The following is a 23,018-nucleotide window of genomic DNA, read 5'->3' on the forward strand; positions in this document are numbered from 1 at the left end:
GCATGGGGGACCGTGTGGGAGAGTAGGACGCCGCCGAACAAATTTTAGCCTCAGGCCCCGGGTCATAGACCCGGGGCCTGAGGCATTTTTGCGTTCAAGGCCGATGCGTCCAAGGACAATTCAGGAAACAGGAAAAGCGACGGGCCCGGGATCGATCCTCCGATCCCGGGCCCGACGTATTTCGATGAATTACTTGCCCGCACCCGCGGCACGTGCGAGTTCCAGGTCGAGGGATTCACGGCGGATGCGCTGGTCGGTGTAGAGCAGCGCGGTGACCGCGGCAGTGACCGGGAAAGCGAGGGTGGAGCTGATGACCGCGCCGACGCCGGCGACGATGAGCGTGGGCCAGCTGGTCACGTCACTGTCGGAGCCGCCCGACACGATCGACTCGACGACACCCACCGGCATCTGCGCGATCATGGAAACCACGAAGGTGAGGGCCACGGCGAGGAGCTGGACGCCGAAGACGCGCCACCAGGACCCGCGCACCAGCTTCGCCGAGCGGCGCATGCTCGCGATGACGCCCTGCTTCTCCAGCATCAGCGCCGGCACCGCCAGGCTGTAGCGGATCCACAGCCAGGCACCGGCCACCACCGATCCCAGGCCGCCCAGCAGCGCGAGCGCGGCGCCCGCCGACTCCGCGCCCGCCGCGGCGACCAGCATGCCGATGCCGAGCCCGACGGCGAGGACACCGCAGACCATCAGCGGCAGCAGCACCAACAGGCCGCACATCCGGCCCAGTTGGGGCCGTGCGCTCCGCCATGCCTCGCCGGTCGAGGTCGTACGCCCCAGGATCGCGTGGCTGACCATGACCATCAGCATGCCCGTGGCGATGATCGAGCCGATCAGGCCGATCGCCCAGGCGATGCCCACGCCGCCCAGGCTGCTGCCTATGGCATCCAGGAGTTCCCGGGGGGACACGGTCTCGGAATCGGCGAGCGACTGGAGGTCCGGTGTGTGCCGGAACCACAGGCCGGTGACCACGGTCGCCACCGCCTGGGTGCCCACCGCGAGGGCGAACGAGATCCCCAGGGCCGTACGCCACTGGACGCGCACCGTCCGGATGGCGGCGTCGATGATCTCGCCGACGGCGAGTGGCCGCAGGGGGATCACGCCGGGCTGGGGGGCCTGCGCCGGAGGCGTCCAGTTCCCCCAGCCGCCACCGGCGGTCGCCTGCGGCCGCCGGCCCCCGCCGGGCTGCTGCGGCCCGGGGTGGGAACGGGCGCGCTCCCGGGTGGTGCGGCGCGTCTGCGGAGGGACCGCGGAGGGCGTGGACCACTGGCCGGCGGGCGGCTGCTCGTCGGCCCACTGCGAGGAGCGTGCGTCCTCGCCGGTGCTGGGCGCCCCGTCCGCGGGGGTGGGCTCCTCCGGAGCGGCCGGGGGCAGCTCCTCGGAAGGGGAGGGTCCGGGCGAGTTCCGGCCCGGAGTGTCGTTCATCTGTCTGTCGCTCCTTCTCGGTACCCGTCCGCCGGTGCGGCTCCGGGCCATTGCCAGCAATCGTGTCACGCTGCCCGGACGACCGGCGGTGCTCGCGGCCGGGCCGGGGAGGGGCTCGTACGGGGGAGGAATGGAAAGGGGACCTTCAATAGTCGCCTCCCGCCGGGCAGACTGGACGGATGGCTGATCACTTCGCGGCACGCGTGGATCTCGTCGGATGTCCTCTCTCGCCCGCCCTGCGGTGGGACGAGCTGCCGGAAGGGCCCGTGGTCGTGCTCCTCGACCAACGGCGGCTGCCGGCCGAGGAGGTGGAGCTGCTGTGTACGGACGTGCCCGCGCTGGTGGAGGCGATACGCACGCTCGCGGTGCGGGGCGCGCCGCTGCTGGGCGTCGCGGGCGCCTACGGCGTGGCCCTGGCCGCGGCGCGGGGCTTCGACGTGGACGACGCCGCCGAGCTGCTGGCCCACGCGCGCCCGACGGCCGTCAATCTCGCGTACGGGGTGCGGCGGGCGGCCCGTGCGTACGAGGAGGCGCTCAAGGGGGGTGCGGACGGGCGGCAGGCCGCCGCGGCCGCGCTCGCCGAGGCCCGCGTCCTGCACCAGGAGGACGCCGAGGCCAGCGCGCGCATGGCGGCCCACGGCCTGACGCTGCTGGAGGAGCTGCTGCCGGGCGGTGGTTATCGTCTCCTCACCCACTGCAACACGGGCGCGCTGGTCTCCGGAGGCGGCGGTACCGCCTTCGCGGTGGCCTCCGCCGCCCATGGTGTGGGGCAGTTGAGGCGCCTGTGGGTGGATGAGACCCGTCCGCTGTTGCAGGGCGCGCGGCTCACGGCGTACGAGGCGGCGCGCGCCGGCATGGCGTACACCCTGCTCACCGACAACGCCGCGGGTTCGCTCTTCGCGGCGGGCGAGGTGGACGCCGTGCTGATCGGCGCGGACCGGATCGCCGCCGACGGTTCGGTGGCGAACAAGGTGGGCAGCTATCCGCTGGCGGTGCTGGCCCGCTATCACCATGTGCCGTTCGTCGTCGTGGCACCGACCACGACGGTGGACCTGGGAACGCCGGAGGGTGCCGCGATCGAGGTGGAGCAGCGGCCGGGGCACGAGGTGACGGAGTTCTCCGCGCCCGCGGTGGCGGGCATGACAGCGGAACCGGGCGCGGGAGTGCCCGCGGCGCCGCTGGGCACCCAGGCGTACAACCCCGCCTTCGACGTCACACCGCCCGAGCTGGTGACCGCCCTCGTCACGGAGAACGGGGTGGTCTCGCCGGTCACCCGGGCCGGGCTGGCCGAGCTGTGTGCCGGGCGGGGAAAGGGAAAGGACGCGGGCGGGGCCGAATTCCCGGCATGATGTCCCCGGCCGCCGAAGGGGGCGGATGATCTCCGAGGTCAACGGGACACACCGAAGAATGCCATTCACCACAGGTGAGCTGAGTCACCCGGCTCTATGGACCGGATGCGAAAATGGGATGATGTCGATATGAAGGGACGCGTCCTTGTCGTCGACGACGACACCGCACTGGCCGAGATGCTCGGCATTGTGCTGCGTGGTGAGGGTTTCGAGCCGTCGTTCGTAGCGGACGGCGACAAGGCACTTGCTGCTTTTCGTGAGGTAAAACCAGATCTTGTCCTGCTCGATCTCATGCTGCCCGGACGGGACGGCATCGAGGTGTGCAGGCTCATCCGGGCCGAGTCCGGGGTGCCGATCGTGATGCTGACGGCGAAGAGCGACACGGTCGATGTGGTGGTCGGGCTGGAGTCCGGCGCCGACGACTACATCGTCAAGCCGTTCAAGCCGAAGGAGCTGGTGGCCCGCATCCGGGCCCGCCTGCGCAGGTCCGAGGAGCCGGCGCCGGAGCAGCTGACGATCGGCGATCTGGTCATCGACGTGGCCGGGCACTCGGTCAAGCGCGAGGGGCAGTCCATCGCGCTGACCCCGCTGGAGTTCGACCTGCTCGTGGCGCTGGCCCGCAAGCCCTGGCAGGTGTTCACCCGCGAGGTGCTCCTGGAGCAGGTCTGGGGCTACCGCCACGCGGCGGACACGCGCCTGGTGAACGTGCATGTGCAGCGGCTGCGCTCCAAGGTCGAGAAGGACCCGGAGCGCCCGGAGATCGTGGTGACCGTCCGCGGCGTGGGCTACAAGGCCGGGCCGAGCTGACATGTCGGGCAACGGTGCCGCTCCGGAGTGGGGCGCGGGGCGGCCCGTCGAGACGGCGGGCGGCATATCTCTCTTCCGGCGGCTGTGGCGCGCCGGACGGCTGCTGCCCGACGGCGCGGCCGCCGGGCCGGTGCATCCGGTGCTGCGGCTGTACGTGCGCTGGGTGAGGCGTCCGCTGCTGCCCGCGATGCGGCTGTGGCGGCGGAACATCCAGCTGCGGGTGGTGGCCACCACCCTGCTGATGTCGGTGGGCGTGGTGCTGCTGCTCGGGCTCGTCGTCATCGGGCAGGTGCGCAACGGCCTGCTGGAGGCCAAGCGGCACGCCTCGCAGAGCCAGGCGGAGGGCGGCTTCAAGGCCGCCCGGGACTTCGCGGACGGCACCGACAACCGTGGGCAGGACACCTCGCAGTCCGGCGTCCGGGGCATGGACTCCGGCACCTGGCTGACGACCTTGGTGCAGCAGCTCTCCAGCGGTGGCCAGGGCGTCTATCACGTGGTGGCCCTCAGCGCGGACACCAGTGACGCCGCCGTGGGCGCCCGCGGCCCGCGTGCCTCCGGGGACATCGACCCCGAGCACAGCGTCCCCGCCGACCTGCGGAAACAGCTGAACACCCAGACGGGAGCGCTGGAGCGGTCCGCGTCGATCAAGCACAGCGCCTCGGACGAGGGCGAGCCGGCGCTGGTGGTCGGCAAGCGGCTGTACGACAACAACAACAAGCCGTACCAGCTCTACTACCTCTTCCCGTACACCCAGGAGGAGAAGTCGCTGACCCTGGTCAAGACCACGCTGGCGACCGCCGGGGTGTTCGTGGTGGTGCTGCTGGGCGCCATCGCGTGGCTGGTGGTGCGGCAGATCGTCACGCCCGTACGGATGGCGGCCGGGATCTCCGAGCGGCTCGCGGCGGGTGTCCTCCAGGAGCGGATGAAGGTCACCGGCGAGGACGACATCGCCCGTCTGGGTGAGGCCTTCAACAAGATGGCACAGAACCTCCAGGTCAAGATCCAGCAGCTGGAGCAGCTGTCCCGGATGCAGCGCCGCTTCGTGTCCGACGTCTCCCACGAGCTGCGTACGCCGCTGACGACGGTGCGCATGGCGGCGGAGGTCATCCACGAGGCGCGTGACGACTTCGACCCGGTGACCGCGCGCTCGGCGGAGCTGCTCTTCGGGCAGGTCGACCGCTTCGAGTCGCTGCTGTCGGACCTGCTGGAGATCAGCCGGTTCGACGCGGGCGCGGCGGCGCTGGAGGCCGAGCCCATCGACCTGCGGGACGTCGTGAACCGCGTGGTCGACGGCGCCCTGCCGCTGGCGGAGCGCAAGGGCAGCAAGCTGCTCGTACGGGGCGACGAACAGCCGGTGATTGCGGAGTCCGACGCGCGGCGCGTGGAGCGCGTGCTGCGGAACCTCGTGGTCAACGCCGTCGAGCACGGCGAGGGCCGGGACGTGGTGATACGCCTCGCGGCGGCAGGCGGCGCGGTCGCGGTCGCGGTGCGCGACTACGGCGTGGGGCTCAAGCCGGGCGAGGCGACGCGCGTCTTCAACCGCTTCTGGCGGGCCGACCCGGCCCGGGCCCGTACGACCGGTGGCACCGGCCTCGGCCTGTCGATCGCGGTGGAGGACGCCCGGCTGCACGGCGGCTGGCTCCAGGCGTGGGGCGAGCCGGGCGGCGGTTCGCAGTTCCGGCTGACGCTGCCGAGCACGGCCGGGGACACGCTGCGCGGCTCCCCGATCCCGCTGGAGCCCGAGGATTCGCGGCGCAATCGCGGACTGAACGAGGCCGGGGTGCCGCTCGGCGTCTCCGGCCGTGGTAGGTCCGTGCCGGCGCAGCCCGGGCCGCAGGGCCCCGGGCCCGCGCCCGTACCGGCGCAGACGCGGAGCACGCCCGCCGTCGACCCGGCGGCGCTGCCGGGCAGCGGGGCGCGCGTGGTGGCCCGGCAGGGCGGTGCGGCGCCGTACGACAAGGGCGCGGGCACCTCGGACGGAGAGCTGAAGGGCGCCGACGGCGAGGCCGGGGCCGGTACGGGACGTGAGGGGCAGGCGCGTGGGCGCTGAACGCGGACGCCGCAACCGGCTCGCAGGTCTCGCCGCGCTGGCGCTGAGCGGCGCGCTGCTGGCCGGCTGCGCGTCGATGCCGGACAGCGGCGAGGTCACGTCGGTGGACTCCTCGCAGCGCGCGGACGCCGACTCGCAGGTGCGGGTCTACGGCGTGGCGCCGCACAAGGGCGAGCAGCCGCAGGACTTGGTGACGGGCTTCCTGGAGGCCACGACCAGCGACGACCCGGACTACGCCACGGCCCGGATGTACCTGTCGAAGAATGTGAAGCGGAAGTGGAATCCGTCCGAGGTGACGACGGTGCTCTCCGAGCCGCCGAAGGTGGACGTCTCGCGCACGGGTGAGCGGTATCAGGACTTCACGATCACGCTGCACGGCAAGCAGGTCGCCAGGGTCGACGACAAGCACGCGTACAAGCCGGACGAGCGGGACTACAGCACGCGGATCCGGGTGGCGCTGGAGGACGGTGAGTGGCGCATCGACGCGCTGCCGCCGGGACTGGTGCTCGGGCTCGCGGACTTCCAGCGCATCTATCGTTCGGTCAACAAGTATTACTTCGCCGAGCTGGGGGCGAGCGGCGTGGGGCAGGGCCGCAATGTGCTCGTCGCCGACCCCGTCTATCTGCGCAAGCGCATAGATCCGGTGACGTCCTCGGTGAAGGCGCTGCTGGACGGGCCGACGACGTGGCTCGATCCGGTCGCGACGACGGCCTTCCGCGAGGGCACCCGGGTGGTCGACCAGCGGCTGTCCCTGGACGACTCCAACGCCCTGAAGGTGCGGCTCAACGACCGGGCGAACGGCACGAGTGAGGAGCAGTGCCTGCGGATGGCCGCGCAGGTCCTCTACACGGTGCAGGACCAGTCGGCCAAGGTCAGCCAGGTGACGCTGCAGCGCGAGAACGGCTCCCAGATGTGTGTGCTGCAGCGGGACCAGGCGCGGTGGTACGCACCGGACCAGACGGCGGGTCATCCGGACCGGCAGTATTTCGTCGACGCGCAGCACCGGATGGTGAGCATCGCGGACGGCGAGGAGGAGCCGCGGCGGGTCCCGGGTCCGTTCGGCGCGGACGCCCCGGTGCAGCTGCGCTCGGTCGCGGTTTCCCGTGACGAGAAGCGGGCCGCGGGGGTGACGGCCAACGGGCAGTCGCTGTACGTCGCCGGGCTGGAGCCGGGGGCGACGCTGGGCGAGCCGCGGCTGACGGTGCGGGGCGCGGGGGCCAAGGCGGGTCTGACGGCGCCGAGTTGGGACGGGCTGGGCGACCTGTGGGTCGCGGACCAGGACCCGGACCGGCCGCGCCTGCTGCGCCTGCCGGGCGGTACGGGTGCGCCGGAGGAGGTTCAGGTGCCCCGGCTCGACGGCGGGCGGATCACCGGGCTGCGGGTGGCCGCGGACGGTGTGCGCGTCGCGCTGCTGGTGACGAAGGGCGACCGGACGACGCTGAAGCTGGGGCGCGTGGAGCGGCACGGCGGAGTCGGGCGGATGACGCTCTCGGTGCAGGAACTGCGTTCCGTGGCGCCGAGGTTGGAGCAGGTCGACGCGGTGTCCTGGGCGGGCGGCAGCCGCCTGCTGGTGGCGGGCAGCGAGCAGAACGGCCTGCAGCAGCTGCTGTACGTCGAGACCGACGGCTCGCTGTCGAACGCCTCGGCGCTGCCCGGCATCACCGGGGTGCGCGGGATCGCCGCCGCGGAGAACGCGGCCAAGGCTCCGACGCTGGTCGCCGAGCGCGACGGCGGGATCGTACGGCTGCTCCAGGACACCAACTGGAAGCTGTTGACGAAGGAAGGCTCGGCGCCGGTCTACCCGGGGTAAGGGGCGCTCGCGCCCTCGGGAAGTCCGGGGTGCGCTGCCTCATTTGAGGGCGCGCTGCTTCAGCAGGGCCGCTCGATTTCAGCAGGGCCGCTCGATGCGTGCTGTGTCCCTTGCGGTCAGTGGTGCTTCCGCGTGTGACCAATGGTTCTCCTGAGGTGGTGACCGGGAGTTATCCACAGGGGTGGCAGGGGTTGCCCCGCCGCGGGACAGTAGAGCCATGCGCAGGTGGTGGCAGGAGATCACCGGCCTGGTGCTGCCGGTCGACTGCGCGGGGTGCGGCCGGTGGCGGACGGTGCTGTGCGAGGAGTGCCGCGCGGCGCTGAGCGGGTCCCCGGCCCGCCGTGTGTGGCCGGACCCGGTGCCGGTGGGGCTGCCGCCCGTGCACGCCGCGGCGCGGTACGGCGACAGGGTGCGCTCGGTGCTGCTCGCGCACAAGGAACGCGGCGCGCTGGCGCTGGCGGGCCCGCTGGGGGCCGCGCTGGCGGGGGCGGTGCGTGCGGTGGTGGAGGGGGCGGACGGGGGCGAGGGGGAGGTGGGGAGGGGCGGGGGAGGCCCCCTGCTGCTCGTTCCTGTCCCCTCCGCGCGGCATGCCGTCGCCGCCCGGGGGCACGATCCGGGGCGGCGGATCGCTCTCGCGGCCGCAGGTGTGCTGCGGCGGGCCGGGCTTCCCGCGCGGACGGCGGCGGTGCTGCGGCAGCGCAGGGCCGTCGCGGATCAGGCTGGGCTGGACGCCCGGCAGCGGCGGGCGAATGTGTCCGACGCATTGGGGGTACTCGAGGGGGCAGAGGGGCTGTTGTGTCAGAAGGGCCCGGTGGTGCTGGTGGATGACCTGATGACGACGGGAGCGTCGCTGAGCGAGGCGGCGCGGGCCGTGTCCCTGGCCGGAGGCCGGCTCCTGGGGGCGGCCGTGGTCGCCACTGTCGAGCGTACGCCTGTCGAGCCGGCGCCGCGCATAAACGGAACCCTCGGCGAACGCCACTCGTTGACGAGGGAAACGGCGGGAAAACACCTGAATGGGGGTACGCCCCGGTAGGGGCTACCGACAGGCGTCCGGGCGAGATATGTTCGGTTGTGAGGAATGGCAAGAGCTATGCCTCATATCTCCGAATGGCGCTTTTCCTGTGCTTTCGAAGAAGCTTGAAGTCGATGGGGTGTAGATCTTGTCGATGGGGGAGGAGGAGGTGAAACCGCCGAGTCGGTGGCTCCGGGGTGCCCCCGGGGCTTGTTGCAAGAGGGATGCGCTCCGCATCTTCAGCGGGGCGATCCGGGAACGGAGTTCTGCGTGGACATCGTCGTCAAAGGCCGCAAGACCGAGGTGCCCGAGCGCTTTCGCAAGCACGTGGCCGAGAAGCTGAAGCTGGACAAGATCCAGAAGCTCGACGGCAAGGTGATCAGCCTCGACGTCGAGGTGTCCAAGGAGCCCAACCCCAGGCAGGCCGACCGCTCCGACCGGGTGGAGATCACGGTGCGTTCGCGTGGACCGGTGATCCGGGCGGAGGCGGCGGCAGCCGATCCGTACGCCGCGCTGGACCTCGCCACCAGCAAGCTGGAAGCGCGGCTGCGCAAGCAGAACGACAAGCGTCACAGCCGCAGGGGCAACGGACGCATTCCCGCGAGCGATGCCGCGTCGACCGTCATCGGTGCCGCGGAGCTCAACGACAGCGGTGAACTCACCGTGGAGCAGGCGATGGACGGAGTCCCGGTCACCCGCATGGGACCGCTCGAGGTTCAGGGCGAAGGCCCCCTGGTGGTCCGGGAGAAGACCCACACCGCCGCTCCGATGACGCTCGACCAGGCGCTCTACGAAATGGAGTTGGTCGGCCACGACTTCTATCTGTTCGTCGACTCCGAGACCAAGCTGCCCAGTGTCGTCTACCGGCGGCACGCCTACGACTACGGCGTCATCCGTCTCAACGCCGACCCGCTGTTCGAAGCGGAGCCCGGCGGGGCGGGCGGAGCGCTCGGCGGCTGAGCCGGGAGGCCCGGCAGGCGGCCGAAGCCTCTCGCGGCCCGCGTCGTAGACATCCATCCGATGGTGCCCTCGGAGCGCTCCGGCGCTCCCTGGGCACCCTGTGCGACGGCGGGAGCACCGCCCGGTCGCGCGGCATGAAATCATGACGCTCGGCCAACCACCGGCCCGCCGAAACCGGTTGGGGCGGCGGTGCACTGTGCAACCGCGAGGGGCTCTGGGCCTTCAGGGGTCTTCAGGGGGAGGAACGATGGCGGACAGGTTCGGGCCGGTGCTCGTGCCCGGCGAGGACGACGACGAGAGTGCCTGCGCGGACCGGGGCGGCACGCGCGCGGAGCCCATCAGGGTCCTGGTGGTGGACGACCACGCGCTCTTCCGCCGGGGGCTGGAGATCGTCCTCGCGCAGGAGGAGGACATCCAGGTCGTCGGCGAGGCCGGGGACGGCGCGGAGGCCGTCGACAAGGCCGCCGACCTGCTGCCGGACATCGTGCTGATGGATGTGCGGATGCCCAAGCGCGGCGGCATCGAGGCGTGCACCTCCATCAAGGAGGTGGCCCCCAGCGCCAAGATCATCATGCTGACGATCAGCGACGAGGAAGCCGATCTCTACGACGCCATCAAGGCGGGGGCGACCGGCTATCTCCTCAAGGAGATCTCCACCGACGAGGTGGCCACCGCGATCCGGGCGGTCGCCGACGGCCAGTCGCAGATCAGCCCGTCCATGGCCTCCAAGCTGCTCACCGAGTTCAAGTCGATGATCCAGCGCACGGACGAGCGCCGGCTGGTGCCCGCGCCCCGGCTCACCGACCGTGAGCTGGAGGTGCTCAAGCTCGTCGCCACCGGGATGAACAACCGCGACATCGCCAAGGAGTTGTTCATCAGCGAGAACACCGTGAAGAACCACGTGCGGAACATCCTGGAGAAGCTTCAGTTGCACTCCAGGATGGAGGCCGTGGTCTACGCGATGCGGGAGAAGATCTTGGAGATCCGCTGAGGGCGGGCGCGCCGGTCAGCCGAGGGCGGTGACCAGGGCCGCGGCCAGCTTCGCGTCGTCGCAGCGCTCTATGCGCACGGAGTCGCAGCCCACCCACTCGGCCGCCTCGCGCAGCGCCTGCGCCATGGGGGCCACGGCCCCGGGCCCGTCGAGGGAGACCTGGCGGGCCACCAGCGTGCTTCCCTCGCGGGCCGGGTCGACCCGCCCGGCCAGCCGTCCGCCCGTCAGCAGCGGCATCGCGAAATAGCCGTGCACCCGCTTCGGCTTGGGCACATACGCCTCCAGCCGGTGCGTGAAGCCGAAGATCCGCTCCGTGCGCGGCCGGTCCCAGATCAGCGAGTCGAACGGTGAGAGCAGCGTCGTACGGTGCCGGCCGCGCCCCTCGTCGGCCAGCGCCCGCGGATCCGCCCACGCCCGCTTGGACCACCCGGCGACCTCGACCGGCACCAGCCCCGTGGCCTCGATCACCGCGTCCACCTGCTCGCCCTTGAGGCGGTGGTAGTCCGCGAGGTCGGCCCGGGTCACGACGCCCATCGCCGCGCCCGCCTGGGTGACCAGGCGCCGTACGCACTCCAGGTCGTCCAGGTCGTCGTGGAAGAGGGCGTCCGGGACGGCGCGCTCCGCCAGGTCGTACACCCGCTTCCAGCCGCGCCGCTCGGTGCACACGACCTCGCCCGTGTCGAGCAGCCACTCCACCGCGATCTTCGTCTCGGACCAGTCCCACCAGGGGCCGCCGTTCTTGGCTCCGCCCAACTCCGTGGCCGTCAGCGGGCCCTCCGTTGTGATCCGGTCGCGGACGGCGGCGCAGGAGCGCTCCGGCTCCTTCATCACGTGCCAGCGGTGCCCGCGCGCCTGGAACGCCCGCCGCCGGAAGGCGAAGAGCGGCCACTCCTCGATGGGCAGGAGACACGCGGCGTGCGACCAGTATTCGAAGCTGTGCGGCGGCTCGGCGGCCGTGCGCGGCGTCCAGTAGGCGGACTCGACCGCGGCGCGCCCGACCGCGCCCAGCCGTGCGTACGGCACCAGCTCGTGCGAGCGGGCCAGCACCGAGATCGTGTCCAGCTGCACCGCGCCCAGCCGCCGCAGCACCCCGCGCACCCCGGCCCGCCGGTCGGGGGCGCCCAGCAGCCCCTGGGCCCGCAGCGCGATGCGCCGCGCCTCGTCGGCGGAGAGCCGGTGCTCGGCGCGTGGACCCTTGGCAGCGGCGGCAGTTGTCATGCTGGAGACCATGACGCCAGCGTAGATCCCGGCACTGACAACGCCCGGGCCGGCCGGGCCCGTTCGGTCAGGCCCCGGCCGGTCAGGCCCGCTCGGTCAGGCCCGTTCGGGGAACGGCAGGTAGGGGGCCCCGGTCGGCAGTCCCAGGTCCGAGGGGAGCAGCGAGCCGACCCAGGCGTCGCGGCGCGTACCGGCGTACGGGATCTTCGCGCGCTGGGTGCCCTCCATGCGGAAGCCCACCTTCAGGGCGACCGCGCGGGAACCGGTGTTCCCGGCCTCCGCGTACCACTCCAGCCGCTCCACGCCGAGCTCCTCGAATCCCCAGCGGGCCACCTCGCGGGCGCCCTCCGTGGTGTAGCCCCGGCCGCGCCGCTCCTTGGCGGTCCAGTAGCCGAGCTCGGCCTGGCGCTCGGGGGAGCGCAGCTGGGCGAGCCGCACCAGGCACATCGACCCGACCAGTTGGCCCTCGTCGCGGGTGAACAGGCCCCAGGTGTACATCGAGTCGTCGCGCCACCCCGCCGGGCAGGTCTCCTCCAGGAAGGTCCGCGCGTCCTCGCGGGTGTAGGGGGAGGGGACGCCGGTGTAGCGCGGGATGTCCGGGTCCTGGCAGGCCGCGTGCACGGCGTCCACGTCGGACGGGGCGAAGGGGCGCAGCGTCAGGCGCGGAGTGGCGAGGGAGAGGGGTTCCATGCGGGGAGTGTGGTCGTCGGCCGCGGTCCCGGGCGAGTGATTTTCCCCGTTGACGTCGATCGCGGAGAAATGTCACAGACCCGGCACCTTCGGGCGGTGCCGTTCGTTCATCGTGCGGGTGACACCCGGCCCAGGACCTGACGGACCTCCCGGCGCGGCGGGGTCCTCGCTTACGATGGCCGTTGCGGCGGGGACTGTCCCGTCGTGCCCGCGCACCCTCCCCCTGCCTGCGGCGGGGGCAGCCCCAGTGCCAGGCCCGACCGGCAAGGAGTCAGCCTACGTGTCCGTCTTCGGCAAGATCATGCGTGCAGGAGAAGGCAAGATCCTGCGCAAGCTGCACCGCATCGCGGACCAGGTCAATTCCATCGAAGAGGACTTCCTCAGCCTCTCCGACGCCGAGCTGCGCGCGCTGACCGACGAGTACAAGCAGCGGCTGGCCGACGGGGAGTCCCTGGACGACCTGCTCCCCGAGGCGTTCGCGACCGTCCGTGAGGCCGCCAAGCGCGTGCTCGGCCAGCGGCACTACGACGTCCAGCTGATGGGCGGTGCCGCCCTGCACCTGGGCTATGTCGCGGAGATGAAGACCGGTGAGGGCAAGACCCTGGTCGGCACCCTCCCGACGTATCTGAACGCCCTGTCGGGCAAGGGCGTCCACCTGATCACCGTCAATGACTATCTGGCGGAGCGCGACTCCGAGCTGATGGGCCGGGTGCACAAGTTCCTCGGTCTGTCCGTCGGCTGCATCCTCGCCAACATGACGCCCGCGCAGCGCCGCGAGATGTACAACTGCGACATCACGTACGGCACGAACAACGAGTTCGGCTTCGACTATCTGCGCGACAACATGGCCTGGTCGCAGGATGAGCTGGTGCAGCGCGGGCACAACTTCGCGGTGGTCGACGAGGTCGACTCCATCCTCGTCGACGAGGCCCGTACGCCGCTGATCATCTCCGGCCCGGCCGACCAGGCCACCAAGTGGTACGGCGACTTCGCCAAGCTGGTCACCCGTCTGAAGAAGGGTGAGCCGGCCAACCCGCAGAAGGGCATCGAGGAGACCGGCGACTACGAGGTCGACGAGAAGAAGCGCACCGTCGCCATCCACGAGTCCGGCGTCTCCCGCGTCGAGGACTGGCTGGGTATCGACAATCTCTACGAGTCGGTCAACACCCCCCTCGTCGGCTATCTGAACAACGCCATCAAGGCGAAGGAACTGTTCAAGAAGGACAAGGACTACGTCGTCATGGACGGCGAAGTCATGATCGTCGACGAGCACACCGGCCGTATCCTCGCCGGCCGCCGCTACAACGAGGGCATGCACCAGGCGATCGAGGCGAAGGAAGGGGTGGACATCAAGGACGAGAACCAGACCCTGGCCACCATCACCCTCCAGAACTTCTTCCGCCTCTACAGCAAGCTCTCCGGCATGACCGGTACGGCGATGACCGAGGCCGCCGAGTTCCACCAGATCTACAAGCTCGGCGTGGTGCCGATCCCGACCAACCGGCCGATGGTCCGCAAGGACCAGTCCGACCTCATCTACCGCACCGAGGTCGCCAAGTTCGACGCCGTGGTCGAGGACATCGCGGAGAAGCACGAGAAGGGCCAGCCGATCCTGGTCGGCACGACCTCCGTCGAGAAGTCGGAGTACCTCTCGCAGCAGCTCGCCAAGCGCGGCATCCAGCACGAGGTGCTCAACGCCAAGCAGCACGACCGGGAGGCGACGATCGTCGCCCAGGCCGGCCGCAAGGGCGCCGTCACCGTCGCCACCAACATGGCCGGCCGTGGCACCGACATCAAGCTCGGCGGCAACCCCGACGACCTCGCCGAGGCCGAGCTGCGCCAGCGCGGCCTGGACCCGGTGGAGCACGTCGAGGAGTGGGCGGCCGCCCTGCCGGACGCCCTGGAGCGTGCCGAGGCCGCGGTGAAGGCGGAGTTCGAGGAGGTCAAGGCGCTCGGCGGGCTCTATGTGCTGGGCACCGAGCGCCACGAGTCCCGCCGCATCGACAACCAGCTGCGCGGCCGTTCCGGCCGTCAGGGCGACCCGGGCGAGTCCCGGTTCTACCTCTCGCTGGGTGACGACCTGATGCGCCTGTTCAAGGCCCAGATGGTCGAGCGCGTGATGGCCATGGCCAACGTCCCCGACGACGTGCCGATCGAGAACAAGATGGTCACCCGGGCCATCGCCTCCGCCCAGTCGCAGGTCGAGCAGCAGAACTTCGAGACGCGTAAGAACGTCCTGAAGTACGACGAGGTGCTCAACCGCCAGCGCGAGGTCATCTACGGCGAGCGCCGCCGCGTCCTGGAGGGCGAGGATCTGCACGAGCAGATCAAGCACTTCATGGACGACACCATCGACGACTACATCCGCCAGGAGACCGTCGAGGGTTTCGCCGAGGAGTGGGACCTGGAGCGGCTGTGGGGCGCCTTCAAGCAGCTCTACCCCGTGAAGGTCACCATCGAGGAGCTGGAGGACGCCGCGGGCGACCGCGCGGGCATCACGGCGGAGTTCATCGCGGAGTCCATCAAGGACGACATCCACGAGCAGTACGCCGCCCGCGAGGAGCAGCTCGGCTCGGACATCATGCGTGAGCTGGAGCGGCGCGTGGTGCTGTCCGTCCTGGACCGCAAGTGGCGTGAGCACCTCTACGAGATGGACTACCTCCAGGAGGGCATCGGCCTGCGTGCCATGGCCCAGAAGGACCCCCTGGTGGAATACCAGCGCGAGGGCTTCGACATGTTCCAGGCCATGATGGAGGGCATCAAGGAGGAGTCCGTCGGCTATCTGTTCAACCTGGAGGTCCAGGTCGACCAGCAGCTGGAGGAGGTCCCCGTCCAGGACCGCGGCGAGCGCCCGTCCCTGGCGAAGGAGCCCCAGGACGCCGTCGTCGCCGGTGCCCGTCCGGAGATCCGCGCCAAGGGCCTCGACGCCCCGCAGCGGCCGGACCGGCTGCACTTCTCGGCCCCCACGGTCGACGGTGAGGGCGGTGTCGTCGAGGGCGACTTCGTCGGCGACGAGGGCCCGACGCGCTCCCCGGCGGACGGCATGACCCGCGCCGAGCGGCGCAAGGCCCAGAAGAACAGCGGTGGCCGCCGCCGCAAGAAGTAATTCCGGCGGGCGGTGACACGAGGCGGGGGCGGGGCACACGGTGCTCCGCCCCCGCCTCGCGCGCTAGGCGCGCGCCCCGCCGAGCTCGACGGCCGCGCACCGCCACCGCTGGTCCGTGCCGTGCTCCAGGCGGAAGGCGAGTGCCTGGAGCCGGTCGCCGGAGACGATCCGGGCGAACGCCTCGATCACCCCGGGCCGGGGCCGGAACTCGTCGCAGTGCCGGACGAACGGCGTACGGCCCGGCGGCGGGGGCCGCAGCGGCGCCCGCGGGGCCAGCGCGGCGAGCTGTTCGTAGGCGTCGCCCACGGTGTGCCCGAGCATCCAGTGCACCGGGCGCTGGCCGCTGAGGGTGAGCAGCAGCCGGTTGGCGAACCAGTAGCGCGGCAGGCCCTCGCGCTCGCGGCGGCGGGCCGCCGCGTCGGGGTGCGGGCGCCTGCTGTCGCCGCGCCGCGGCGGGCCGGTCCTGGCCGCCCGTGCGGGCCTGGCCGGTCCGGTGGATCCGGTGATGGTGCGCTGCATGCCGATCGCCCCCGCGATGCCGGGCCCGGTGCCGATGCCGGGCGGTGGCCGCTCTTCGTGGTCTTTGTGGATCTTCTACCGGCGGTCCGCGGAGGGCGGCAAGGACGCGTGGGCGCGGGCCGGGCGGCAGACCGGTTTCCCCTATCAGGGGCTTGCCGGGGCCTCTCGGGGGCTCTCGGGGCCTGTCGGGGCCCAAGGGGCGCAGGAGAGTGTTTCGGCGGCCTGGCGGGGCGGGAAGCGCCCCCGGGGGCGGGGAGCGGGGGAGAAGCGCCTCCACCGGGCCTCCCGGCACTCCGAAGGGGGACTCCCGCCGTATGCTGGCAGCGCGTTCTTTCAGGCTTCAGGATCTTCAGGAAAGCAGCGGTCATGCGCGTCTACGTCCCCCTGACCCTCCCCGGTCTCGCCGAGGCGCACCGGACCGGCCAGCTGGGGCCCGCCCCGCTGGACGCCTTCGCCGTCACCCCCGCGCTGCGCGAGTGGTATCTCTCCGACGACGTCGAGGAGCTGGAGTACGCGGCCCTCGGCCGGGCCGCCGCGGCGTCGCTGCGGATGCTCGCCGGTGCCCCGGACGCCGCCCGCCGGCGCGTCGTCGTCGCCGTCGACGTGCCCGAGGGTGCCGCGACCACCGACCCCGACCAGGGCCTGGAGCAGTCCACGCTGGGCCGGGTGCGGCTGGCCTCCGCCGTGCCGCTGGCGAAGGCGGCGGCCGTGCACCTCGACTCCGGTGACGCCGAGGCGGATGTCGCGGCCGCGGCGGCCGCGCTGGGCGCCGCCGACCAGGGCGACGACGACGCGCAGTTCACCGTGGACGGCGCGGAGGACCACGACCTGATGTGGTTCGGCGTCCAGGAGATCGCCGGCCTCATCTGAGGAACGCCCTGGTGGGGGCGGGTGCCCGGGGGCGTCGGGCGGCGTTGTCAGTCCCGGTCGGTACCGTCGTGAGCATGGGGAATCACGGGGCGCACATCATCTGGGACTGGAACGGCACGCTGTTCCACGACACCGACGCGGTGATGGCGGCGACGAACGCCGCCTTCGCCGAGATCGGCCTGGAGCCGATCACGCTGGAGCGGTACCGCGAGTTGTACTGCGTCCCGATCCCGCGGTTCTACGAGCGGCTGATGGGCCGCCTCCCCACCCCGGCCGAGTGGGACCACATGGACCTGGTCTTCCAGCGGCACTACCGCGACCACTCCCCGCGCTGCGGCCTCGCCGACGGCGCCGAGGGCCTGCTGGAGAGCTGGCAGGGGGCGGGCGGCACCCAGTCGATCCTGTCGATGTTCGGGCACGACGAGCTCGTGCCCCTCGTCCGCGGCTTCGGCATCGAGTGCAGATTCGTCCGCGTCGACGGGCGCACCGGCCCCTCGGGCGGCAGCAAGGCCGAGCACATGGCCCGCCATGTCGCCGGGCTCGACGGCATACCCCCTCGGCGCGCCGTGGTGATCGGCGATGCCGTCGACGACGCGGTCGCGGCGGCCCACGTGGGTGCCCACGCGGTGCTCTACACCGGGGGGTCGCACAGCCGGGACAGCCTCGGCGAGGCGGGTGTGACGGTGGTCGACAGCCTGGCGGAGGCCGTCGCCGAGGCGGAGCGGCTCGTCGGCGCCGCCCGCTGAGGCACGGGGGAGTCGGCCGCGCACGGACCCGGCCGGCGACACCGGTCGGGGACAAAGGGGGGCAAGTGGCGCTTGAGGGAGAGTTGAGCGGAGGGAGGCGCCGCGTCGCTGTCCAGACCGTCAAAGTTCGGGCCCGGGTTTTGTACACAAACGGCTCATGACGCTTCCCCGGGGAAGAGCGATAGCCTTACCAGGTGATCAGCGCGATATCCAGCAGGGGTGACGACGCCCCTGTCCTGCGCCCGGAGTGCCACCGCACCCGGGCCGCCGCTGGTCCCCGCACCTGGGCACCTCTGACGAATCTCGTCAAGAAAGGCCCGGTCACCTCTCATTCCGGCATAACGTCGAGGACGACCGGATACCCCGTGTCGCGGCGTGATGCCTTCACCGTCTATGTCACGCAACGGCGCGCGACAGGAGCCAGAGGACATGCAGACCAAGCTGGACGAAGCCAAGGCCGAGTTGCTCGAACGGGCGGCCCGCGTCGCTGAGAACAGCCCGGCCGGGGGGCAACAACCGACTGGGCCGAAGGGTGAGGGCAGTCTCGACCCGGAGATGTTGACCGCCTTTCTCCAGCGCTACTACCTGCACACCGCGCCCGAGGACCTCAGCGGCCGGGATCCGGTCGACGTCTTCGGCGCCGCGCTCTCGCACTACCGGCTCGCGGAGAACCGGCCGCAGGGCACCGCCAATGTGAGGGTGCACACACCGACGGTCGAGGAGAACGGCTGGACGTGCAGCCACTCCGTCGTCGAGGTCGTCACCGACGACATGCCCTTCCTGGTCGACTCCGTCACCAATGAGCTCTCCCGCCAGGGCCGCGGCATCCACGTCGTGATCCACCCCCAGGTCGTCGTGCGCCGTGACCTCACCGGCCGCCTCCTGGAGGTCCTCGGCTCCAACTGCGACGCGCACGGCGACGGCAAGGACGCCGTCCTGCCGCACGACGCCCTCACCGAGTCGTGGATCCACGTCGAGATCGACCGCGAGACCGACCGCGGTGACCTCAAGCAGATCACCTCCGACCTGCTGCGCGTCCTGTCCGACGTCCGCGAGGCCGTCGAAGACTGGGAGAAGATGCGCGACGCCGCGCTGCGCATCGCCGAGGAGCTGCCCTCCGAGCCCTCCGCCCCCGATGTGCCCGAGTCCGAGGTGAGCGAGGCCCGCGAGCTGCTGCGCTGGCTGTCCGCCGACCACTTCACCTTCCTCGGCTTCCGCGAGTACGAGCTGGCGAAGATCTCCACCGACGGCGGCGAGGAGGACGTGCTCAGCGCTGTCCCCGGCACCGGCCTCGGCATCCTGCGCTCGGATCCCACGCACCACGACGAGGGCCACCACGCCGGCCCCCTCGGCTCCCACCTGGCCCGCCCGGCGTCCCCGTCCTTCAACCGGCTCCCGGCGGACGCCCGCGCCAAGGCCCGCGAGCACAAGCTGCTCGTGTTGACCAAGGCCAACAGCCGCGCCACCGTGCACCGCCCCTCCTATCTCGACTACGTCGGGGTGAAGAAGTTCGACGCCGACGGCAACGTCATCGGCGAGCGCCGCTTCCTGGGCCTGTTCTCCTCCGCCGCGTACACCGAGTCCGTGCGCCGGGTCCCCGTCGTCCGCCGCAAGGTCGCCCAGGTGCTGGCCGACGCCGGGTTCACGCCCGACAGCCACGACGGCCGCGACCTGCTCCAGATCCTGGAGACCTACCCGCGCGACGAGCTCTTCCAGACGCCGGCCGACCAGCTGCGCACCGTCGCCACCAGCGTCCTCTACCTCCAGGAGCGCCGCCGCCTGCGGCTCTACCTCCGCCAGGAGACCTACGGGCGCTACTACTCCGCCCTCGTCTACCTGCCGCGCGACCGCTACACGACGGCCGTCCGGCTGCGGCTGATCGACATCCTCAAGGAGGAGCTCGGCGGCACCAGCGTCGACTTCACCGCGTGGAACACCGAGTCGGTCCTCTCCCGGCTGCACTTCGTCGTCCGCGTCGAGCCGGGCGCCACCCTGCCCGACCTCACCGACGCCGACGTCGAGCGCATCGAGGCCCGCCTGGTCGAGGCCGCCCGCTCCTGGGCGGACGGCTTCGCCGAGACGCTCACCGCCGAGGTGGGCGAGGAGCGCGCCGCCGAGCTGCTGCGCCGCTACGGCCAGGCGTTCCCCGAGGGCTACAAGGCCGACCACAACCCGCGCAGCGCCGTCTCCGACCTCGGTCACCTGGAGAAGCTGACCACGGCCGGCGGCGACCGCGACTTCGAGCTCAGCCTCTACGAGCCGGTCGGCGCGGGCCCCGGCGAGCGCCGCTTCAAGATCTACCGCACCGGTGAGCCGGTCTCCCTCTCCGCCGTCCTGCCGGTGCTCCAGCGCCTCGGCGTCGAGGTCGTCGACGAGCGCCCGTACGAGCTGCGCTGCTCGGACCGGACGACCGCCTGGATCTACGACTTCGGGCTGCGGATGCCCGAGCGGATCGAGGGCGACGACGCGCGCACCCGCTTCCAGGAGGCCTTCGCGGCCGTGTGGACGGGCGCCGCGGAGAACGACAACTTCAACAAGCTGGTGCTGGAGGCCGGTGTCGACTGGCGCCAGGCGATGGTGCTGCGGGCCTACGCGAAGTACCTCCGGCAGGCCGGGTCGACCTTCAGCCAGGCGTACATGGAGGACACCCTCAGCAACAACGTCCACACCACGCGCCTGCTGATCAACCTCTTCGAGGCCCGGATGTCCCCGGCGCTCCAGCGTGCCGGCCGCGAGCTGATCGACGGGCTGCTGGAGGAGCTGGACGGCGCCCTCGACCAGGTCGCGAGCCTGGACGAGGACCGCATCCTGCGGGCCTTCCTCACGGTCATCAAGGCCACCCTGCGCACCAACCACTTCCAGCGCACCAGCGCCGGTCTGCCGCACGCCTATCTGTCCATCAAGCTCGACCCGCAGGCCATCCCCGACCTCCCGGCGCCCCGCCCGGCGTACGAGATCTGGGTCTACAGCCCGCGCGTCGAGGGTGTGCACCTGCGCTTCGGCAAGGTCGCGCGCGGTGGTCTGCGCTGGTCCGACCGGCGTGAGGACTTCCGCACCGAGGTGCTCGGCCTGGTCAAGGCTCAGATGGTGAAGAACACCGTCATCGTGCCGGTGGGCGCCAAGGGCGGCTTCGTCGGCAAGCGGCTGCCGGACCCGTCCCTGGACCGCGACGCGTGGCTGGCCGAGGGCATCGCCTCGTACAAGACCTTCATCTCGGGTCTGCTCGACATCACCGACAACATGGTCGGCGGCGAGGTCGTGCCCCCGAAGGACGTCGTGCGGCACGACGGCGACGACACCTATCTGGTCGTCGCCGCTGACAAGGGCACCGCGACCTTCTCCGACATCGCCAACGAGGTCGCCGAGTCGTACGGCTTCTGGCTCGGTGACGCCTTCGCGTCCGGCGGCTCCGCGGGCTACGACCACAAGGGCATGGGCATCACCGCCCGCGGTGCCTGGGAGTCCGTCAAGCGGCACTTCCGGGAGCTGGGCCACAACACCCAGACCGAGGACTTCACGGTCGTCGGCGTCGGTGACATGTCCGGTGACGTGTTCGGCAACGGCATGCTGCTGTCGGAGCACATCCGGCTGGTGGCCGCCTTCGACCACCGCCACATCTTCCTCGACCCCACCCCGGACGCGGCCGTCTCCTACGCCGAGCGCCGCCGTCTGTTCGAGCTGCCCCGCTCCTCCTGGGCGGACTACGACACGAGCCTGCTGTCGCAGGGCGGTGGCATCCACCCGCGCACGGCCAAGTCGATCCCGGTCAACGCGCACGTCCGGGCCGCCCTCGGCATCGAGGCGGGCGTCACCAAGATGACCCCCGCCGAGCTGATGAAGGCGATCCTGCGCTCGCCGGTCGACCTGCTGTGGAACGGCGGCATCGGCACGTATGTGAAGGCGTCCACCGAGTCGCACGCCGACGTCGGTGACAAGGCCAACGACGCGATCCGCGTCGACGGCCAGGACCTGCGGGTGAAGGTCGTCGGCGAGGGCGGCAACCTCGGTCTGACGCAGCTGGGCCGCATCGAGTTCGCGCGCGCCGGCGGGCCGGAGGGCACCGGCGGCCGGGTGAACACGGACGCCATCGACAACAGCGCCGGTGTGGACACCTCCGACCACGAGGTGAACATCAAGATCCTGCTGAACGCGCTGGTCATCGACGGCGACATGACCGTCAAGCAGCGCAACAAGCTGCTGGCGGAGATGACCGACGAGGTCGGCGAGCTGGTCCTGCGCAACAACTACGCGCAGAACGTGGCCCTGGCCAACGCCGTCGCCCAGGCGCCCAGCCTGCTCCACGCCCACCAGCGGATCATGCGCCGGCTGACCCGTGACGGCCACCTGGACCGCGCGCTGGAGTTCCTGCCCACCGACCGGCAGATCCGCGAGCGCCTCTCGGCGGGCCGCGGGCTCACCCAGCCGGAGCTGGCGGTCCTGCTCGCCTACATCAAGATCACGACGTCCGAGGAGCTGCTGGCCACCGACCTGCCGGACGACCCGTATCTGGAGCGGCTGCTGTACGCCTACTTCCCGCAGGCGCTGCGCTCCTCCTTCGGCGAGCAGATCGACGGGCACGCGCTGCGCCGGGAGATCATCACGACGGTCCTGGTCAACGACACGGTCAACAGCGGTGGTTCCACCTTCCTGCACCGTCTGCGGGAGGAGACCGGGGCGTCGCTGGAGGAGATCGTCCGGGCGCAGACCGCGGCCCGGGAGATCTTCGGCCTGGGCAAGGTCTGGGACGCCGTCGAGGCGCTCGACAACCTGGTGCCGGCCGAGGTGCAGACCCGCGTCCGGCTGCACTCGCGCCGCCTCGTCGAGCGCGGCACCCGCTGGCTGCTCAACAACCGGCCGCAGCCGCTCCAGCTCGCCGAGACCATCGAGTTCTTCCGGGACGGCGTGGCGGCGGTCTGGTTCCAGCTGCCGAAGCTGCTCAAGGGCGCCGACAGCGAGTGGTGGCAGTCCATCCGCGACGAGCTGGTCGCGTCCGGCGTGCCGGACGACCTGGCCGTCCGGGTGGCCGGTTTCTCCTCCGCCTTCCCGGCGCTGGACATCGTGGCCATCGCGGAGCGCAGCGGCAAGGAGCCGCTGGACGTGGCCGAGGTCTACTACGACCTGGGCGACCGGCTGCACATCACCCAGCTGATGGACCGGATCATCGAGCTGCCGCGCTCCGACCGCTGGCAGTCCATGGCCCGCGCCTCCATCCGTGAGGACCTCTACGCGGCCCACGCGGCGCTCACCTCGGACATCCTGTCCGTGGGCAACGGCGCCTCCACGCCGGAGCAGCGCTTCCGGACGTGGGAGGAGAAGAACGCGGCGATCCTCGGCCGGGCGCGCACCACGCTCGACGAGATCCGCGGCTCGGACGCCTTCGACCTGGCCAACCTGTCGGTCGCGATGCGGACGATGCGGACGCTGCTGCGGACGCACAGCTGACGCCTGGATGA

Annotated in this window: 15 protein-coding genes; 11 read left to right on the forward strand and 4 right to left on the reverse strand. The window is 71.3% G+C overall.

Going from position 1 to position 23,018, the window contains the following annotated elements; all coding sequences use genetic code 11:
• Positions 1 to 189: 189 nt before the first annotated feature.
• Complete coding sequence (locus tag ACZ4A5_RS27800; protein ID WP_467589981.1) at positions 190 to 1,437, reverse strand: DUF7847 domain-containing protein; 1,248 nt, start codon at positions 1,435 to 1,437, stop codon at positions 190 to 192.
• 179 nt (positions 1,438 to 1,616) lie between these two features.
• Between ACZ4A5_RS27800 and mtnA the strand changes: the two genes are divergently transcribed.
• The 7 genes from mtnA to ACZ4A5_RS27835 all read left to right on the forward strand — a co-directional run bounded on the left by mtnA (position 1,617) and on the right by ACZ4A5_RS27835 (position 10,416).
• Positions 1,617 to 2,786, forward strand: coding sequence for an S-methyl-5-thioribose-1-phosphate isomerase (gene mtnA, locus ACZ4A5_RS27805; RefSeq protein WP_467589984.1), 1,170 nt, complete (start codon positions 1,617 to 1,619; stop codon positions 2,784 to 2,786).
• 129 nt (positions 2,787 to 2,915) lie between these two features.
• Complete coding sequence (gene mtrA, locus ACZ4A5_RS27810; protein WP_361525340.1) at positions 2,916 to 3,593, forward strand: two-component system response regulator MtrA; 678 nt, start codon at positions 2,916 to 2,918, stop codon at positions 3,591 to 3,593.
• Position 3,594: 1 nt separating this feature from the next.
• Entirely contained in the window at positions 3,595 to 5,643 is a 2,049-nt protein-coding gene (mtrB, locus tag ACZ4A5_RS27815; protein WP_467589988.1) for an MtrAB system histidine kinase MtrB, read from the forward strand.
• The gene (locus tag ACZ4A5_RS27820) at positions 5,633 to 7,453 is read left to right on the forward strand and encodes an LpqB family beta-propeller domain-containing protein (protein ID WP_467589991.1); all 1,821 of its coding nucleotides are present in this window, start codon (positions 5,633 to 5,635) and stop codon (positions 7,451 to 7,453) included. The genes mtrB and ACZ4A5_RS27820 overlap by 11 nt, the downstream gene beginning before the upstream one ends.
• Positions 7,454 to 7,670: 217 nt before the next feature.
• Positions 7,671 to 8,486 (forward strand): ComF family protein, encoded by an 816-nt coding sequence (locus ACZ4A5_RS27825; protein WP_467589994.1) that lies wholly within the window; start codon positions 7,671 to 7,673, stop codon positions 8,484 to 8,486.
• 249 nt (positions 8,487 to 8,735) lie between these two features.
• Complete coding sequence (gene hpf / locus ACZ4A5_RS27830; RefSeq protein ID WP_398874476.1) at positions 8,736 to 9,425, forward strand: ribosome hibernation-promoting factor, HPF/YfiA family; 690 nt, start codon at positions 8,736 to 8,738, stop codon at positions 9,423 to 9,425.
• A 247-nt stretch (positions 9,426 to 9,672) separates the two neighbouring features.
• Entirely contained in the window at positions 9,673 to 10,416 is a 744-nt protein-coding gene (locus tag ACZ4A5_RS27835; protein WP_467589998.1) for a response regulator, read from the forward strand.
• 15 nt (positions 10,417 to 10,431) lie between these two features.
• Here the strand turns inward: ACZ4A5_RS27835 and ACZ4A5_RS27840 are convergent, their stop codons facing one another.
• Complete coding sequence (locus ACZ4A5_RS27840) at positions 10,432 to 11,646, reverse strand: winged helix-turn-helix domain-containing protein (RefSeq protein WP_467590001.1); 1,215 nt, start codon at positions 11,644 to 11,646, stop codon at positions 10,432 to 10,434.
• Positions 11,647 to 11,730: 84 nt separating this feature from the next.
• The gene (locus ACZ4A5_RS27845; protein WP_467590003.1) at positions 11,731 to 12,324 is read right to left on the reverse strand and encodes a GNAT family N-acetyltransferase; all 594 of its coding nucleotides are present in this window, start codon (positions 12,322 to 12,324) and stop codon (positions 11,731 to 11,733) included.
• 280 nt (positions 12,325 to 12,604) lie between these two features.
• Here ACZ4A5_RS27845 and secA point away from each other — a divergent pair, with 280 nt between their 5' ends.
• Positions 12,605 to 15,430, forward strand: a complete 2,826-nt coding sequence (secA, locus tag ACZ4A5_RS27850) for a preprotein translocase subunit SecA (RefSeq protein WP_467590006.1) — start codon at positions 12,605 to 12,607, stop codon at positions 15,428 to 15,430.
• A 63-nt stretch (positions 15,431 to 15,493) separates the two neighbouring features.
• Here secA and ACZ4A5_RS27855 read toward each other — a convergent pair whose 3' ends face one another.
• The gene (locus tag ACZ4A5_RS27855; protein ID WP_467590009.1) at positions 15,494 to 15,949 is read right to left on the reverse strand and encodes an Rv3235 family protein; all 456 of its coding nucleotides are present in this window, start codon (positions 15,947 to 15,949) and stop codon (positions 15,494 to 15,496) included.
• Between the two features lie 366 nt (positions 15,950 to 16,315).
• Between ACZ4A5_RS27855 and ACZ4A5_RS27860 the strand changes: the two genes are divergently transcribed.
• The 3 genes from ACZ4A5_RS27860 (at position 16,316) to ACZ4A5_RS27870 (ending at position 23,007) form a co-directional block, all read left to right on the forward strand.
• The gene (locus ACZ4A5_RS27860; RefSeq protein ID WP_467590011.1) at positions 16,316 to 16,819 is read left to right on the forward strand and encodes a DUF6912 family protein; all 504 of its coding nucleotides are present in this window, start codon (positions 16,316 to 16,318) and stop codon (positions 16,817 to 16,819) included.
• A gap of 74 nt (positions 16,820 to 16,893) precedes the next feature.
• Positions 16,894 to 17,565 carry an HAD family hydrolase gene (locus ACZ4A5_RS27865; protein ID WP_467590013.1) on the forward strand — a complete coding sequence of 224 codons (672 nt, stop codon included), beginning with the start codon at positions 16,894 to 16,896 and terminating at the stop codon, positions 17,563 to 17,565.
• A 429-nt stretch (positions 17,566 to 17,994) separates the two neighbouring features.
• Complete coding sequence (locus ACZ4A5_RS27870) at positions 17,995 to 23,007, forward strand: NAD-glutamate dehydrogenase (RefSeq protein WP_467590016.1); 5,013 nt, start codon at positions 17,995 to 17,997, stop codon at positions 23,005 to 23,007.
• Positions 23,008 to 23,018: the final 11 nt, after the last annotated feature.

The sequence above is a fragment of the Streptomyces sp. NPDC025618 genome, from assembly GCF_055558795.1.